Annotated in this window: 13 protein-coding genes; 9 read left to right on the forward strand and 4 right to left on the reverse strand. The window is 41.0% G+C overall.

Annotated elements, in window-relative coordinates:
• Positions 1-253: 253 nt before the first annotated feature.
• The gene (locus tag QWZ17_RS26855) at positions 254-772 is read right to left on the reverse strand and encodes a helix-turn-helix domain-containing protein (RefSeq protein WP_290308429.1); all 519 of its coding nucleotides are present in this window, start codon (positions 770-772) and stop codon (positions 254-256) included.
• A gap of 11 nt (positions 773-783) precedes the next feature.
• On the opposite strand from QWZ17_RS26855, the gene QWZ17_RS26860 reads away from it, so the two are divergent.
• The 3 genes from QWZ17_RS26860 (at position 784) to QWZ17_RS26870 (ending at position 4,027) form a co-directional block, all read left to right on the forward strand.
• Positions 784-1,878, forward strand: a complete 1,095-nt coding sequence (locus QWZ17_RS26860; RefSeq protein ID WP_290308430.1) for a HEPN domain-containing protein — start codon at positions 784-786, stop codon at positions 1,876-1,878.
• Entirely contained in the window at positions 1,875-3,203 is a 1,329-nt protein-coding gene (locus QWZ17_RS26865) for a hypothetical protein (RefSeq protein ID WP_290308431.1), read from the forward strand. Before QWZ17_RS26860 ends, QWZ17_RS26865 begins: the two co-directional genes overlap by 4 nt.
• 335 nt (positions 3,204-3,538) lie before the next feature.
• Complete coding sequence (locus QWZ17_RS26870) at positions 3,539-4,027, forward strand: hypothetical protein (RefSeq protein WP_290308432.1); 489 nt, start codon at positions 3,539-3,541, stop codon at positions 4,025-4,027.
• Between the two features lie 313 nt (positions 4,028-4,340).
• Here the strand turns inward: QWZ17_RS26870 and QWZ17_RS26875 are convergent, their stop codons facing one another.
• On the reverse strand, positions 4,341-4,826 hold the full coding sequence (locus QWZ17_RS26875) for a hypothetical protein (protein ID WP_290308433.1): 486 nt from the start codon (positions 4,824-4,826) through the stop codon (positions 4,341-4,343).
• A gap of 445 nt (positions 4,827-5,271) precedes the next feature.
• Here QWZ17_RS26875 and QWZ17_RS26880 point away from each other — a divergent pair, with 445 nt between their 5' ends.
• Entirely contained in the window at positions 5,272-6,801 is a 1,530-nt protein-coding gene (locus QWZ17_RS26880) for a glycoside hydrolase family 28 protein (protein ID WP_290308434.1), read from the forward strand.
• Positions 6,802-7,195: 394 nt separating this feature from the next.
• The gene (locus tag QWZ17_RS26885; RefSeq protein ID WP_290308435.1) at positions 7,196-7,567 is read left to right on the forward strand and encodes a response regulator; all 372 of its coding nucleotides are present in this window, start codon (positions 7,196-7,198) and stop codon (positions 7,565-7,567) included.
• A 519-nt stretch (positions 7,568-8,086) separates the two neighbouring features.
• Here the strand turns inward: QWZ17_RS26885 and QWZ17_RS26890 are convergent.
• Positions 8,087-8,560 (reverse strand): Lrp/AsnC family transcriptional regulator, encoded by a 474-nt coding sequence (locus tag QWZ17_RS26890; RefSeq protein ID WP_290308436.1) that lies wholly within the window; start codon positions 8,558-8,560, stop codon positions 8,087-8,089.
• 2 nt (positions 8,561-8,562) lie between these two features.
• On the reverse strand, positions 8,563-9,582 hold the full coding sequence (gene fbp, locus QWZ17_RS26895) for a class 1 fructose-bisphosphatase (protein ID WP_290308437.1): 1,020 nt from the start codon (positions 9,580-9,582) through the stop codon (positions 8,563-8,565).
• Positions 9,583-10,095: 513 nt separating this feature from the next.
• On the opposite strand from fbp, the gene QWZ17_RS26900 reads away from it, so the two are divergent.
• The 4 genes from QWZ17_RS26900 to QWZ17_RS26915 all read left to right on the forward strand — a co-directional run bounded on the left by QWZ17_RS26900 (position 10,096) and on the right by QWZ17_RS26915 (position 16,079).
• Positions 10,096-10,236 (forward strand): hypothetical protein, encoded by a 141-nt coding sequence (locus tag QWZ17_RS26900; RefSeq protein WP_290308438.1) that lies wholly within the window; start codon positions 10,096-10,098, stop codon positions 10,234-10,236.
• 10 nt (positions 10,237-10,246) lie between these two features.
• Entirely contained in the window at positions 10,247-11,794 is a 1,548-nt protein-coding gene (gene pckA, locus QWZ17_RS26905) for a phosphoenolpyruvate carboxykinase (ATP) (RefSeq protein ID WP_290308439.1), read from the forward strand.
• 326 nt (positions 11,795-12,120) lie between these two features.
• Positions 12,121-13,518 (forward strand): SGNH/GDSL hydrolase family protein, encoded by a 1,398-nt coding sequence (locus QWZ17_RS26910; protein ID WP_290308440.1) that lies wholly within the window; start codon positions 12,121-12,123, stop codon positions 13,516-13,518.
• Positions 13,518-16,079 (forward strand): glycoside hydrolase family 38 C-terminal domain-containing protein, encoded by a 2,562-nt coding sequence (locus QWZ17_RS26915; RefSeq protein ID WP_290308441.1) that lies wholly within the window; start codon positions 13,518-13,520, stop codon positions 16,077-16,079. Before QWZ17_RS26910 ends, QWZ17_RS26915 begins: the two co-directional genes overlap by 1 nt.
• Positions 16,080-16,295: the final 216 nt, after the last annotated feature.

Genomic DNA, 16,295 nt, shown 5'->3' on the forward strand with positions numbered 1-16,295 from the left:
ATTGTTCTTTATAAAAAACTTGCATTGAGCGACAAAATCAGGGCTTGTTTGAAATATCGTGGTAGCCCATAAGATTATGGCGCAAAGCGCCGTAATCGCAGAGGGTATTTTCGACCTATCGGCCACTGGAAAGGCAAAAAATCTGCATCAAAAGCAGTCTCTACAATGCGTCAACTTTCTTTAAAGTTAAGGCATACAACAAAAAAAGGCCGGTAAAAACTTACCAGCCCTTTCAAGAATATTCACATTTGACTTATTTATTTTCGCTCAACATCTTCACTTTTTCTTTTTCACTTTCTAAGAGACGTTCTAACAAAGCAACTTTTTCGTCATATAGCGCAACAATCTTGTCAATTGGACTGAAATTGTAGTAATGCCCGTAAGATGCGGCATGGTCATTATAAGTATTGGCGATAAAATTGATTACAGCCTCATCATTAAAGTTTTTAATAGCTTCAGCCGGAACACCCAGAGCCTTAGCCACCTTTTCTAAAACATCATCCTCTATTGTTTCGCTTTGCTCCATCCGGGACACAGTTTGTTGACTTACCCCCAATTCGGTAGCAAGCGTTTCCTGTTTAATGCCGCGCATTTCGCGAATACGACCAATTTTTCTTCCAATATGATTGTTTGAGGGTTTAGCAGATGTTTCCATATTCAAATATACAAAGAATAAACATTGGTAAAGAAAACCCGTTAACGGGTAAATAACCCGGCTTTTGAGTTCTATACGCAGCCCGTAGCCTTGAATTTTGATTTGATCGGTAATCAAAATTCAACAATATGAACAGCATTAATTTTTTCAATGGCTCGGTGATGAATAGTGTAATCATAAACGGGTCGAGTATCACCATATCTGGTGTTACGATGGAGATTGACAAGGTAATAGAAACAGCCTACAAACGATTGTTGGCACAGGCACGGGAACGCATAATGGTTTTAGAGGCGGCGCTCAACCGTGAGTTTCCCATTGAGGACTTGGTAGACGACCATTATGCAACAGAAGAACAAGGGAAAGAAATGGATGAACTAATCCAGAAAGTCGCAGAAAAGTACAACCTGTCACATATCTTTTGTTTTGCCCGGAAAAGCAATATATCAAACGATTTTAATGCTTTCGGTAATTTAAATTCGGGTACTGAAATTGACCTTCATCATTTTCTATTATTCATTACAAAAGGTTCAGAACGGGTAGAACATGAAATACAAGATTACATTAACAACCATTTTAAAAGCTTTAAGGTAACTGCCTTATCACACAGCTTTGAAAATGCCCGCAATGCCATAGCACAAGGCAACCGTTTTTTTGTCACCGCATTTAAAGGCATTACCATGTACCATGACAAGGAAACTTTCCTTGATATAGAAATGCCTAAACTCAACCCGGCGACTACACTTGAAAAGGCTGAAAAGCGATTTCGCGACCATATCAGAATGGCATCAGGCTTTTTACACAGTGCGTCTATCTGCATCAGAAACGAAAAATTCTTTGAAAACGGTGTTTTCTCGCTTCATCAGGCAGTAGAGCAGGCTTGCATAGCGCTAATTAAAGTACATACGGGCTACCGAATTGATTTACACAACATTGCACGGCTTTTAAACTTATGTAGGTTTATCTCTGAACAACCTGCTCATTTATTTCTACCCGGTGATCAGGAATCGGAAAGATTATTTCAAATCCTTCGGGACAGCTATGGCAATGCACGGTATAAGGAGGACTTTAAAATAGACGAAATCGATGCTGTAAATATTTTAGAAAAGGTAGCTGCATTCGTGGAATTAGCAGAAAACATTTGCCTTGACTGGATAAACAATCTGCGCACCGAGATCAGTAACAATGAAAATAGCAACATTGACGTAGAACAAACAACAGAATGACTATGCCTGCCAAAAAGAGAAAAGAGGCGGTAATCATTCCGTCCGAAATGTTTTTTTACGCAATGCCGTTTAAGTCGTCGCGCCAGCGCCTGACACGCGAAGACCTTGCAGAGCATTACGAGCCGCCGAAAGGAAGAAAAGCTTATATGGGTAATCACTATCTGCTTATCAGCTTTGAAAATAGTATCCTGACTGTTAAGGTTAATCCTAATGATGGCTCCGAAAATCATTTATATCTGCACGTTGAGCGTGATGAATTGAATGTGGCGTGTACATGTGGTATGCCCGGTGATAAACTTTGCTATCATGCTTTTATAGGGTTACATAGCATGTGTTGGCTTACAGAGGGTTTTGACTTTCAGGAGATTTATTGGCCGGGCTACTATGAGAATGGTAAAGCAAAAAAATTCCTTGAAATAGAGTTAGGTAAACAGCGTATAACCGTTTCAAGTAAGCCGGAATTTGGCACTATCTACCGCAGTGATTTGCAATTCCCTGATGACCAACCGCCTTTATTGGCAGACCCAACAGATCAAATATATACTATAAAACCGGGTGATACTGCTATCTATGCTTATGCGGTTTGCTTTGCAACTGGTCGTTTCCGAAATCGCCATTTTCCACTTCTACTGCCATTCTATGGCATAACAAGCAAGGACGGCTCAAAAGTAGTACGCTTTACTAAATTTATTTTGCCTGATAAGCTACCTGCTAAAAATAACGGTCATCAGTTACAACAGAGATTAGACGATTACAGCAAAACCTTATATGGCATAGTTAAACCTTTGAGCATTGCAGAAAACCGAAACAGAAAGACCTGGAAAGAAGCTAAACAAACAGTTTTTGAGTTATGGCAAAAGATATTACCCGTACTGGCAAACTATCCGTATAACCAAAGCTATTACTTATGGTGGCTAAAGTATTTGAGGGAGCGACCTATGAAAATGTTTATGCGGGGATGCCGGTATAGCTTAGAGCGGCCAACTTTAGCATTCGATCTCACTTATCATAAAGAGTATTTCACGCTTACCATAAACGTGATTGTCGGAAGTAAAGCAATTACTGTAGATCATAAACCTCATTTATTTGTTTTTGACGAAGAAACGCATACTGGATTTTTGATGAACAGCATCCAAGATGACGAATTATTGATATGGATGATGGACAATAAGAATGAGATAACTGTATTAGCTGAACATTTTAGTGAGTTTGATAGGGACTTTTTAGGTCAGCTAAGTGAAAAATATGTTGTTTTCTTTTCAGACAGATTGGGTAAAAGGGTAAGCTATAATTACAATTTGGTAAAAACGATGGTCGGGCTATAAACTTGCATAGCGGTTAGCGGTTGCGGCAAACGGCTCCATTCTTACGCCGTCAGCCTCACCGCAAGTAACAAAGAGCATTTGCCCTTTGCATAGCCCCTCAATCACCACTACAGCAAAGATAGCCACCGAAGACAGGACAGTAAAGGGCTTTCGCGGCATAAACCGTTACGCTGCGCTCCACTATTTATTCCACGTTCCCTTGACAGTCCTGTCTTCTTCCCCTTTTTGTTGCTTAAGTGGTGATTAAGGGGCGGTGTGTTTATTCGTATTTCCATCTTGCAATAATTTCTCTCAAACGCTTATCTTCATAAATGATTACGAAATCCAAATCAATCATGAGCCTGAAACAACTTACCCTTTTGCTACTGATTATTTTGTCCACGAAAACTTTTGGACAGACAAAACAGCAGGATTTAAGATTGTCAATACTTAGAAAAAATATTGTAGGCCATGATTTTGTATTTAAGACCGAAGAAAACACCACAACCCATCTAAAGTACTTAGGAATACTTAGGTCAAAGAAAGGAGATATTTATAAGGTGATGAACTCCATTTGGCTATGGGGCCAGGCACATCGTGCAACCAGTCGTATATTGATCTTCAATGGAAACAACCAATATCTTGGTAATTATTATCTCGCAGTAACAGACGATCTCCCTTCATTCATTAAAGACAATGAATTGGTATTTATTAATGATGCTAAGGATAACGATTGTGATTTAAAATCGATCACTCGAATTAACTTTAACAACGGGTTACCCAACAAATTCTTTCGCAAATGCCGGGGCGACAGTGGGGACTTTTACTCGTTTGATAGCGAATAATTTTAGTTGAAAAATCCGATTATATTCCTATCAATTACGGTAAAATGAGCGGTTTTATAGTTGGAAATATGAACTTAGATTGGTATATTTGTATCAATCGCTGTTAAGGAATATGTGAGTAAAACAGTGAGTTGTTCTAAAAAGTCTCTATCAACTAATTGATATATAGTTATTTGCGGAAAGGATTAATCGTCCTGCCATCCCGACAAAAGCGATACCAAATTTAAAAGCCCTCTGAATCGAAATCCAGAGGGCTTTTGTTTTAACTAACGCGATGATCCATCAATTCTGGCTTGATCCATTATTTTCTCCATCACGATCTTAATATCCAGTCTGCAATATGTTTACCTGATTGATCACCAAGTATAATAAATTCCCTTTTTTTGTTGTCGGCAGTTTTTACATATACCTTCCCATCATGCGGGTAGTTTCCCATGCCCCATTTTTTGCTATTATCGTAAGTTACCTCTGTAATATCTCGTTTGTATATCTTAAAATTAGCTTTATCATTTTGCAAAATAGCATCTGAATAAATGTCCTGATCAAGCAATGGTTGCAGATATTTGTTTTTAACGTAGGAAAACGGATTATTCAGGTCGCCTTTTACGGCTAATGCTCTTGAGACAGCAATAGCGAGCGGATTGTGGCCGCCTTCCGCACTAATCGCGTTATTTACTTTTAAGCCTAACAAAAAATCTTTAGTAATAATTACCAGGTAGGTTCGGTTTAATATTAGCGTGTGGTATTCCATGGCAACAAAATGGTTCCCATCGGTGAGGTTTAAATTTTTTAAAAGCATTTTCTTTTTTTTCGACACCAATTTGTGAAATAAATACTGGAAAAGGAAATGTTAGCATTGAACGAATCGGAATTATTTTTTTATGTAGGGCTTATACAATACGTATAGTTTTAAATTTAATAGTAACCTCAACTTATAAAGAAAAATACTCGAAATTTATAAAGGATTTGCCACAAAAGCAGATGCCAGGTATCAGTCCCGTTTAAACCGAACGTCAAAAAGGTTTTTTATATGATGACACCTTCAAAAGTTACTCTTTATTTGTTGCATACATTGTTGGTTCACGCAAACGTTTTCGCAAATAAATACGCGGATATGTATAAACATCCATTAAAAAATTAGCTACTTAGCAACGGTTTAAAGTTAATAGCCGATTAATTTAACCATTCTATAATGTAAACCTTACGGGAAAATTTATTGCCGTAGCAACTTTTGTATTTTGTTTATGAAACTTTTTGCCTTTTTATTAGTGCTGGTGTTGCCCTTTGCCGGTTACGCGCAAAACAAGGTATTTAATATTAATACTTATGGCACCAGGGCCGATGGCTTTACCGATAACAAAGCCGGTATCCAAAAAGCTATTGACGATGCCAACGCGCAGGGTGGAGGAGTAGTATTTATACCCGCCGGCGAATATTTAACCGGCCCGCTCACTCTAAAATCAAGCGTTACCCTAAAACTGGCAGTCAACGCCGTACTTAAAGGCACAGCTAAAAGGATTGATTACGGCACCGGGTACGCATCGCCGCTTATTATGGCCAGGGGGCAGCATAATATTGGTATTACCGGTCGCGGAACAATTGACGGCAACGGGCACGAGCTGCTAAAAGATGTATTTAAAATGCTTGAAGCAGGCCAGCTCAAGGATGCTTTGTGGAAAACAGAAAATCCCTGGGGACAAATACAGCCCGAAGAGCCAAACCGCCCGAGGATCATCGGGTTTTATGACTGTGATAACATTGCTATAAAAGGAGTAACAATTAAAAACGGATTGGTATGGGTACAGGAGTATAAAAATTGTACCGATATTAATGTCGATAATATAAAAGTGGAAAGCAACACTTACTGGAACAACGATGGCATCGACTTGGTTGATTGCAAAAATGCCCGTGTAACCAATAGCTTTTTTAATGCCGATGACGATGGAATTTGCCTTAAATCGTCTGACAGGAAACGCCGCTGCGAAAACATCTTCATTGCAAATTGCACCATTCGCTCAAGCGCCAGCGCCATTAAGTTAGGTACCGCGTCGTGGGGAGGCTTTAAAAACATCACCATAAAAGATATTAAGGTTTATGATAATTACCGTTCGGCCATAGCGCTCGAAGCCGTGGATGGTGGTGTTATGGAAGATATTGATGTAAATAACGTTCACGCCGTTAACACCGGGAACGCTATTTTCATTCGCCTTGGCCACCGTAATAAAGATAGTCTTTACAGTATTGCAAGGCACATCCGCATCAGTAACTTAACTGCCGAAATACCTGCGGGCAAACCAGATAAAGGATATCCTTATGAAGGGCCGCTGGTGAAGGTTGCACACAATATTTTCCCTTCCTCAATTGCAGGCCTGCCAGGGCACCCGGTGGAGGATGTGGTGCTTGAAAATATAAAAATAGTTTACAAGGGTATAGCCAATAAAAGCAGGGCAAATGTGCGTATCGATTCGCTTGCCGCCATACCCGAAAATGAAAGCAGCTATCCCGAGTTTTCCATGTTTGGCGAATTGCCGGCCTGGGGTTTTTATGCCCGGCATGCCAGTGGTATCACTTTTAAAAATGTAACCTTAAGTCATTTGGGAAACGATTTTAGGTCGGCCTGTGTTTTTGATGATGTTAATGTGCTAAACCTTCATGGGCTTTCAATACCGCAGGTTAAAGGATTGCCTGTTGTGGTATTGCGTAAGGTAAGTAAGCCAACCTTAAGTAAGCTTACTATACCAGGTAAGGCAGTCGGCAAAATAAAAACACTTTAGGTGGATTTCGATTTGTTTTTTAAAAGTTTACCCGTGGGGTAACAACTTGTTTAGCATCAAGGTTATTAAATCAGGGGAATCGCCTTTAAAGATTTGCGTGGTAAAAGGTAGCTCCTACGGAGCAAAAAAATAAAATATCTGTTCTACAAATAGGTAGCCGCTATGCGGCAATTTTTTGTTTTATCAAATATTCAATGCCGCGTAGTGGCTACCGGTTTGTAGAAATAAATGAACCAGACAAGATGCCGCATCGCGGCTACCTGTTGTGTGCTTATTGAAAGATTTCTCCTTGTATGAAAATGTTAAAAGCGATTTCTCTGGTTAATAAATAGGGGGAGCGACAAAACAATTCAAGTTTTGTATATTTGGCATACTTTTCCTGAACTATTGGAGTATGTCAAAAAATATTATTGTTGTTGATGACGATGAAGATATCCTCAACATCATTGAATTAATTCTTATAGAAGCCGGCTATCATGTCCGGGCTGTAAGTGACATCGTATCCTTTTATAGTATCCATGAATTTAGTCCTGATTTAATTTTGCTTGATGATTGGCTTGCCGATGGCTACGGGAGCAAACTTTGTTTGGATTTAAAACAAAACCCACGCACAAGTAACATACCGGTGATCCTGATATCGGCTAAAAACGATTTAAAGAATATCGCTAAAGCCTGCCTTGCCGACGATTTTATCCCCAAGCCTTTCGATCTGGATTTCTTTACCACAAAAATCAATAACTGGCTCCTTAATGCCATACCCAGGTAGGAGTATTGTTTCTGTATTTGATCTGCTTTACTGCTTCCGCTTTGCGGTATTATAAGGCCTTAAGATGCATAATTAAACGGTATTTGATCGCGATATGTAATAGTTTTTAAAGTGTAGCTTAATTGTTACCTTTTTTGCACCCCTTGACACGTTTGCGTGGATTACATTTTATGAAAAAGTTTAAATGTTATTTATTAATTAAATAAATAACATTATTTGAGACTGCTATTTTAACAATGAATGAATATATAAACTGCCATTTTGTAAAACTATCGACAATCGCTTTTTTTATTACCGCAAATTTGTAATTGTTAGTTAATAAGATGATTTTGGCGTAGTTATTTTAATAGGGGTATTAAATAACAAAAAATCAAAAATGCTGGCGTGATTATTCGCGCCTGCATTTTTTAATCTCATCATAACAAAAAGATTCAGCTATTTTGTGACAGAGACTATTTGAAGGGAATTTAAATAGCAATAGCCTTTCGCGGTATATCAATTATGATTTTACAGGTAATATCACGTTTTATCAAACATATACCCGGTTTCATGCTTGGCAGCAGACATAACAAAAAAACTTTGCATATTACCTACATCAGGTAGTTTGGATAATTTTTCTATAAGCACTTTGTTATACTCATCCATGTCTTTAATGGCAATTCGCAGCAAAAAATCAAATGCCCCGGTCATGTGATAGCACTCCATTACTTCAGGTAGTTTTATAGTTGCCTCCATAAAAGCTTTTAAGCTTTCCTGCGAGTGTTCTTTGAGATGTACCTGGGTGTAGGCAATAAGCCCCCTGCCTACCAGCTTATGATTAATAATGGCTGTATAACGTTGAATGTATCCCCCATCCTGTAGTTTTCTGATCCGGGCATGTATAGGAGTGATAGAAAGGTTCAGCAAATGCGCTATCTCTTTATGGCTTATCCTTGCATCTTTTTCCAGTAATTTAAGGATGCCGAGGTCTATTTTATCCAGGCGGTTTTCCATGTTCAGTTTTTTTGGAGTATCTGGTTTAATAAATTAAAGCTTTCGGCTTTTTCTACCATGTTTTTCGATCCTATAAAAATTGGAGAACGCTGATGCAACTCGGTGATTTCAAGATCCAGGATTCGTTTGCTGCCGTTGGTAGCCTTACCGCCAGCCTGTTCAATCAAAAAAGCCATTGGATTACATTCATAAAGCAGGCGTAATTTGCCGCCAGGGGCTGATGCTGTAACGGGATATATAAATATACCTCCTTTAATAAGGTTACGGTGTACATCGGCCACCATCGAGCCAATATACCGGGATGAATAGGGGCGTTTAGTAACCGGATCTTCTACCTGGCAATATTTGATATAGTCTTTAACCCCTTGCGGAAAATGCACGTAATTACCTTCGTTTATCGAGTAAATAAACCCATTCTGCGGAATTTTCATATTAGGGTGCGAGAGGCAAAACTCACCGATGGAAGGATCAAGTGTAAAACCGTTTACACCTTTGCCGGTAGTGTAAACCAGCATAGTAGATGAGCCATAAATTACGTAACCTGCCGCTACCTGCGCTGTTCCGCGCTGCAAAACATCTTTTATGCGTGGTGGCCCCTCTGTAGTTTTTCTGCGATAAATAGAAAAAATAGTCCCTACAGGTACATTAACATCAATATTTGATGACCCATCCAAAGGATCAATTGCTACAATATATTTAGCGTTTTTTGAAACGTCGGTATCAAGCCTTATAATCCCCTCATTTTCCTCAGAGGCAACAATGCAGCATTCGCCGCCGCTTTTTAGTGCCGAAATAAATTGCCGGTCGGCATAAACGTCAAGCTTTTGCTGGTGTTCGCCCTGGATGTTTACGCCGCCTGCGTCGCCCAGGATATCTATAAGTCCTGCTTTACTTACCTCGCGGTTAACAATTTTGGCGGCAATGCCAATGTCGCGCAATAACCTCGAAAGCTCTCCTTTAGCAAAAGGAAAATCGGCTTGCTGTTTAATAATGAATTGCCCTAAAGTAATAGTTTCGCTCATGGCTTAGTGTAAAAACTACATTGGTTGTTTACTTAATTGGTAAAGCCAATGTAGATATAAAATGATTTAATTTGCAAATTTTAACCATTAAATTGAACGCTTGTGTTATTTTATTGGTGTTGGCATAGTGTATTGAGTTTGTATTTCAAATGCCGAATTAGCTGCGGAATGTGTTTTTTAATGTATTAAACAGAAAAAATGACCTTTTATAAACTGTTTTTAGTCATGTTTTCCAAAATGATAGTATGCTATGGTTTTAGTAACTAAAACAGCCAACCTTTACAGCATAATTCAAACGCCATGGCGCATTTGATCAACCAATTATTATTAAAAAAATAGAACAAAAAAAACAGGCTTTTGAGGCAAAAACCCGGCTGGCGGTGATTGCTTTTTTTGTCGATAACTATTAGCTGTCAAGATCCCTATGATATCGGAAAGGATAATTATAAAAGACCAGGTTTTTGTTTTCAATCAACAACCGGCTATCTGGAAAAATAATTACAATTCAATAAAATGAAAGCGATGAAAGTATCAGTTACATCAATAACGGTCACAGCGTTGGTTTTAACAGCGGCACCAATTGCGGTTTACCTGTTTAGGCGATACCGTAAATGTAAAAAGGGATATAACGATGATTTTGAAGGTTGGATTTAAAAGGTTTAATATGATTGATTTAATTACAAAGCCTCAATTGCATTACCAGTTAACCGCAGAACAATTGGTGGCGCAAACGCTGCAAAGGGGCGAGGGAGTTTTAAATAGTACCGGGGCTCTTGTGGTTAATACAGGTACGTTTACCGGTCGCTCGCCGGCTGATAAATTTATTGTTAAAGATCAGACCACGGAAAGTGCCATCCACTGGAACAAATTTAATCATCCGCTTGAGCCGGCCGCTTTTCTTAAATTGCAAATAGCTATTTGCGCGTATCTTAATGAAAAGGCCGAAATATGGGTAAGGGATGCTTTTGCCTGCGCCAACCCCGGATACCGCTTATCTGTACGCGTGATTACCGAAACGCCCTGGAGTAATCATTTTACGGCCAACATGTTCATTAACCCCCAACCCGAAGAATTAAAGCTTGCAGATGATTGTGAATGGCAAGTGATACAGGCTCCTGGTTTTCAGGCTATACCCGAAGAGCACGGTACCAGAAAAGGAAATTTTACTGTGATTTCTTTTGCCCATAAAACCATCCTGATAGGAGGTACGGGTTATACCGGTGAAATTAAAAAAGCCGTTTTCACGGTGCTTAATTACCTGTTACCGGGCATCAACGTATTGCCGATGCATTGCAGCATAAATGAAGGGAAAAGAGGCGATACAGCCTTGTTTTTTGGCTTAAGCGGTACGGGGAAAACTACCCTGAGTTCTGACTCCGACAGGTTATTGGTAGGCGATGATGAACATGGCTGGGACGATGACGGAACTTTCAACTTTGAAGGTGGCTGTTATGCCAAAATTATTAACCTCTCGGCCGAGCATGAACCTCAAATATATAAGGCCATTAAGCATGGTGCTTTGGTAGAGAATGCCGGTTTTATTCCCGGTACTAATCATATTGATTACAGCTGTAAAAAGCTGACGGAAAATACCCGGGTGAGTTATCCATTGAGCTTTATTAATAATGCCAAAACACAGGCGGTTTCGAGCATCCCCAAAAATATCTTTTTTCTTACCTGCGATGCCTACGGGGTTTTACCACCTATAAGCCGTTTATCTGCAGTGCAGGCCATGTATCATTACCTTAACGGTTACACCGCTAAAATAGCAGGAACAGAAGAGGGAATACTGGAACCCCAGATAACATTTAGCGCGTGTTTTGGCGCGCCTTTTCTGCCCTTGCATCCCCATAAATATGCCGAGTTGTTTGGCTATCGAATGAAAATGCAGTCGGTAAAGGTATGGATGGTTAATACGGGCTGGTGTGGTGGCCCTTACGGCACTGGCAGCCGTATTAAACTTGCCTATACAAGGGCTATGATCACCGCCGCGCTTGATGGCCGGTTGGATCATGTAAGTTACGTTGTACACCCGTTTTTCGATATGCTTGTCCCACAAAGCTGTCCTGAAGTGCCCGAATTAATATTAAACCCACGTGATGCGTGGCCGGATGTAAACGCATATGACCTGGCCGCACTGGAGCTTAAACGTAAATTTCAACTCAATTATGAGGAAGTTATGCTGGATGGCATGGTTTCAAGTAATTGCTAAATGCTAACGTTCAGTAGCTTTTTAAAAACATATAAAAGCCGTCATTGTGAGGTACGAAGCAATCCCCAAGAAGCAGATCGACTAAGCAAATCCGCGCTTATTTGATCATTTTTAAATAGCTTCTTATTGACATGGGTAGTTTTTTTCCATGGTGCGGAATTCTATTGCTTAATGCCAATTCTTCGCAGCTCAGCTGTGATAGGATTGGCATTTATTGTTGGATACCCGACGCGATATTTAATTATTTGTTTGCTAAATCGATTTATTTTGCTTTCTTTGCTAAATCAATTTAGCTTAAATAAGTACTATACAATTTCAGAAAATAAATGAGGAACTATTTTTATAGCTTGCTACTGCTTTGCGCTTTAAATACGGCCGCGGCAGCGCAAACTATCGGGCCGTTTAAGGCGGGAGATAGGGTAGTGTTCACCGGCAATAGCATTACGGATGGCGGGCATTATCATTCTTATATCTGGCTGTATTATATGACTCGTTTCCCCGGGCAGAGGATCACTATGTATAATGCCGGTATAGGTGGCGATGTATCAAAACAAATATTGGAGCGCATGGATAATGACGTATTTGCTAAAAAGCCAACGGTAGTGACGCTTACTTTTGGGATGAACGATACCGGCTACCAAAACCTGAAAGGGGCGAAGGCCGATTCTACGTACGCTGCTAAAGTGGCCGAGTCATTAAAAAGTTTCAGGCTTATTGAGCAGAAATTAATTCAGCACCCCGAGGTTCGTAAAGTGATGATTGCCTCATCGCCTTATGACGAAACATCAAAAATAAAGACCACACCATTGATTGGTAAAAACGCGGCCATGTTAAAAATCGCGGCCGTTCAGCAAGCCACCGCAGCTAAACACCACTGGGATTTTGTGGACTTTAACGGCCCTATTACAGCTATAAATTTAAAGCAGCAACAAACCGATTCGACGTTTACCCTGGAGGGCAGCGACCGTATCCACCCAACTAACGATGGGCAAATGGTGATGGCCTGCCTGTTTCTGAAAGCCCAGGGATTAGCGGGAAAGAAAGTAGCCCAGATCACTATTAATAGTGGCCGTAAAATGTTAAAAGCCGCGGAAAACTGCAAGGTAGATTTAATGGTTTTTAAAAAGAATAGCATCGGTTTCAATTACCTGGCGTCGGCGTTACCCTATCCTATAGATACCATACCAAGTGGTTTCGGTCGGCCGGCCAAAGCCCAGGCAGAGGCTTTAAAAATTATTCCCATTACGGATGAATTTAACCAGGAACTTTTACAGGTTGAAGGTTTACAAGCATCTGCACAATATGTATTGAAGATAGATGGCGAACCAATGGGTAGTTGGAGCGGCACAGATTATAACAGAGGTATCAACCTGGCAACCATCAACGCTACACCGCAATATCAGCAAGCCCTGGCGGTAATGCACCTGAACGAGGAACGCTGGACTATTGAACGCCGCCTGCGTGAATACTACTGGATGCATTACTCTATCCTGAAACCCAAGAGAATGTTGTTTAACGACGGCCTGGCCACGGTAGATTCATTGCAGAAGTATGCCAAAAAAGATTTTTTTGTGGCAGTAACCGTACCCACTTACCAAAAGGCCCGGTTTACAGCCGTAAGGGAAGCCTGGCAAAAAGAAATGGATTTGCTTACCGATGAAATCTACCGCATTAATAAGCCTGTAACACATCGCATCGAAATAACATTGGCAGCAAACAACTAATGAAAATATCTACCTGTAAATTACTGATCATATTTTTAGTGATGAGCGGCATAGCGCATACAGCCGCCGCCCAAACCGCCTGGTATATTGACGGCTACCATGGGGGAGTGTGGGGACATTATCCCGATTGGAACACCCGTTTTATGGCCGATATGCTGAAGAACAACCCCGATTGGAAGATCAACATTGAACTGGAACCAGAAACCTGGGACAGGGCGCAAATGATTGATCCGGCAGCTTATGCCGATTTTAAGGCGTTGTTTGCCGATCAATCCCTTAACGGGCGCATTGAATATGTAAACCCGGCCTATTCGCAAAGCTATATGTACAATATCTCGGGCGAGAGCATGATTCGCCAGTTCGCGTACGGGATAAAAAAAATCAGGGAGCATTTTCCAGAGGCTACTTTTACATCGTACTCTTCCGAGGAACCCTGTTTTACCAGTGCTTTGCCGCAAATTCTTACTTCGTTTGGGTTTAAATATGCATCATTGAAAAACCCTAATACCTGCTTTGGCGGCTATACCCGCGCCCATAGCGGCGAGCTGGTTAATTGGATAGGGCCGGATGGTACCGGCATCCTTACCTCGCCACGTTACGCGGTAGAAAAACTATCCGACAAATCAACCTGGCAAACCATCGGGTGGACTAATGACGCTGCTTATTTGAAAGCCGCTTATGCCGATGGTATTAAGCACCCTATAGGGATGACTTTACAGGACGCCGGCTGGAAAGGCGGCCCGTTTATTGGCAAGGGCGATAAAAATGGAATACACAGCATTTATACCACTTGGAGAAATTACTTTGCCAATGTGATTAAAGGCGATGCGGTTACTGATTGGAAGGTATCGCAGGAAGATATGCTGGTGAGCCTGGTTTGGGGATCGCAGGTTACACAGCAAATAGCGCAACGGGTTAGGGTTAGCGAAAACAAGATAGTGCAGAGCGAAAAACTGGCGGCCATGGCAAAGATTTATGCCGGTGGCAATTATCCTTCGACTGGTTTTGATGCCGCCTGGCGAACCCTCTTGCTTTCGCAGCATCACGATTGCTGGATAGTGCCCTACAATGGCAAACCCGGCGATACCTGGGCCGATAAGGTTGTAGGCTGGACAACATTCACCAATAACAAAAGTGACAGTATAGCTAAGGCATCAGTCCTTAAAATAGCCGGTGCCGCTGATGATTATGTCGCCGTTTATAATACCCTTGGTATGCATCGTAATGAAATCATTACAGTTGCCATTCCGCCAAAGTTTAACGTGGAGTACGTCGCCCTTTTTAATAGTGATGGTAAAAGGGTAGTAGGGCAGGTTATTCCCGCTGATAACACGGGGAGTGCAATGATGGCTTTCAAGGCAAGTGTGCCATCAATGGGCTACGCTGCTTACCAGTTTAAGCAAGCAGAGCAGGCGGTTTCGACGGGTGCTCATATCAGCCAATCTGTTGATGGCAATTATCACCTGGAGACAGATTTGTATAGCATTACTATCGACCCTGCCCATGGCGGCATCATCAAAAGCCTGGTAGCTAAAACAATGGGCAACCGCGAGTTTGTGGATAAAGCCAATGCCCGTGGCTTTAATGAATTGCGTGGTAATTTTTATAACGATGGCGGATTTAAATCAACCAAAGATAACCCGGTAAAAGTGGAAGTATCGCAAAATGGTCCGCTTACTGTTAAGCTGGCTATTAATGGTACCATTAACGGCAGCGGCTATACCCAGGTGCTAACCCTTAACCAGGGCGAACCACGGATAGATGTGAAACTTAAGATAGATTGGAAAGGCAATCCAGGAATAGGGGAGGCTATGCAACCCGGTACCTACAAAATGGAGAACCCCGCCAAACCTTTTTATGACGACAGAAATAAACTGCTGGCGCTTTTTCCGCTTAATTTAAAACATCAAAAAGTATACAAAAATGGGCCATTTGATGTTACCGAAAGCAAGTTGCGCAACACGTTTTATACCCGCTGGGATAGCATCAAAAATAACGTGATCCATACCTGGGTAGATGTTACCGGCGATAATGACCAATATGGCATGGCGCTGCTAACAGATCATACCACCAGTTACGCGCATGGTGAGGATTTTCCGCTGGCGCTTGATGTGCAATACTCGGGCATGGGGCTTTGGGGGCGCAATTACACCGTTAACGGCCCAACCGAAATTAATTACGCGTTAATACCGCATACCGGCAAATGGGATAGGGCCGGAATTTGGGGCGAGGCTACCCAATGGCAGGAACCTTTGATAACAAGTACAGGCAGGCCGCAAACCGGTACTAAAAGTTCATTGATAAAAACGGACAAGGGGGTTGAGGTAAGCGCTTTGCAATGCAATGGCGATGATATGCTGCTGCGGGTTTTCAATACAGGCACCAGCAACCATTGCAAGGTCGAGTTCCATTTTAATATCGATAAAGCCGAACTTGTTGAATTGGATGGCCGGGTTAAACAGCAATTGCCAATTAAAAAAGTGCAGAGCGGCCACGCAATTGATTTTTACATACCCAAATTTGGTGTGCGTACGGTTAGGTTGGTTAAAGCGGGGCTGTAGGGGAGTTTTTAAAACTATAAGTCTGGTGTTTATCACCGCCCTCAAAAAAATATAAAAATAATTACACAAATATTTTGCTAAATCGATTTTATTAAATAATTTGGACGGTAATTACCAATTATAAATATCCACTTCTTAAAATATCAATGCGGCAACTTAAAGCTAATTCTGTAAAAGGGATTGTGTCTTTTGTTTTTGTGGCAGCAGGTATTTTTG

It is taken from the genome of Mucilaginibacter flavus (assembly GCF_030409315.1).
Lineage (GTDB): Bacteria > Bacteroidota > Bacteroidia > Sphingobacteriales > Sphingobacteriaceae > Mucilaginibacter > Mucilaginibacter flavus.

Excerpts from the sequence above, each read along its gene's own strand:
- QWZ17_RS26910 (WP_290308440.1), top strand. The coding sequence starts at position 12,121 with ATGAGGAACTATTTTTATAGCTTGCTACTGCTTTGCGCTTTAAATACG.
- QWZ17_RS26870 (WP_290308432.1), top strand. The coding sequence starts at position 3,539 with ATGAGCCTGAAACAACTTACCCTTTTGCTACTGATTATTTTGTCCACG.
- QWZ17_RS26885 (WP_290308435.1), top strand. The coding sequence starts at position 7,196 with ATGTCAAAAAATATTATTGTTGTTGATGACGATGAAGATATCCTCAAC.
- QWZ17_RS26915 (WP_290308441.1), top strand. The coding sequence starts at position 13,518 with ATGAAAATATCTACCTGTAAATTACTGATCATATTTTTAGTGATGAGC.
- QWZ17_RS26900 (WP_290308438.1), top strand. The coding sequence starts at position 10,096 with ATGAAAGCGATGAAAGTATCAGTTACATCAATAACGGTCACAGCGTTG.
- QWZ17_RS26860 (WP_290308430.1), top strand. The coding sequence starts at position 784 with ATGAACAGCATTAATTTTTTCAATGGCTCGGTGATGAATAGTGTAATC.
- pckA (WP_290308439.1), top strand. The coding sequence starts at position 10,247 with ATGATTGATTTAATTACAAAGCCTCAATTGCATTACCAGTTAACCGCA.
- fbp (WP_290308437.1), bottom strand. The coding sequence starts at position 9,582 with ATGAGCGAAACTATTACTTTAGGGCAATTCATTATTAAACAGCAAGCC.
- QWZ17_RS26875 (WP_290308433.1), bottom strand. The coding sequence starts at position 4,826 with ATGCTTTTAAAAAATTTAAACCTCACCGATGGGAACCATTTTGTTGCC.
- QWZ17_RS26880 (WP_290308434.1), top strand. The coding sequence starts at position 5,272 with ATGAAACTTTTTGCCTTTTTATTAGTGCTGGTGTTGCCCTTTGCCGGT.
- QWZ17_RS26890 (WP_290308436.1), bottom strand. The coding sequence starts at position 8,560 with ATGGAAAACCGCCTGGATAAAATAGACCTCGGCATCCTTAAATTACTG.
- QWZ17_RS26865 (WP_290308431.1), top strand. The coding sequence starts at position 1,875 with ATGACTATGCCTGCCAAAAAGAGAAAAGAGGCGGTAATCATTCCGTCC.